The following is a 449-nucleotide window of genomic DNA, read 5'->3' as shown; positions in this document are numbered from 1 at the left end:
TCGATCTGGGGGCGATTTCGCGCGCCTTAAACGCCCGATCCTCGTTGGCGGCGAGAAATCCGAGGACCTGATCGGGGACGGAGAGTTCCTCAAGTTCGTCCTCGCTCGTGTTCTCGAAGGTATCTCGGTCGATGGACATTGTTGAATGAGGGTACGTCATCCGCTGTAAAGAGAGTTCGGCGTGAAAGCTATGAAAATCTCGAAGGGAGATGGCTGTTAACCGCGAAACGGTTCGGAACCGCATACATTGGAACGGTTGGTCCCAACTACTGTGGGATATCAGTTCTCCTGAATAATCGTTGGGCCGTCAATTTCGATATCGGCTGCTAACTCACGGATGGCCGCATCAAATTGGCCATGATCCTGATCGTAAAGCGCCTGTTTTTGGACTGCAGCCACGCCTAAAGGCGTTATTTGATACAGTCCCGAACTTTCGTGCGGGCCGATTT

General features: G+C 52.6%; 1 pseudogene. It reads right to left on the bottom strand.

Annotation, left to right across the window (positions count from 1 at the left end):
• A pseudogene (locus tag DEQ92_RS22755) lies at positions 1 to 139 on the bottom strand (MarR family transcriptional regulator); the annotation flags it as partial.
• Positions 140 to 449: the final 310 nt, after the last annotated feature.

The sequence above is a fragment of the Haloferax sp. Atlit-6N genome, from assembly GCF_003383195.1.
Lineage (GTDB): Archaea > Halobacteriota > Halobacteria > Halobacteriales > Haloferacaceae > Haloferax > Haloferax gibbonsii.
The sequence above is the reverse complement of the archived record's forward strand: the minus strand, read 5'-3'. Positions and strand labels throughout refer to the sequence as shown.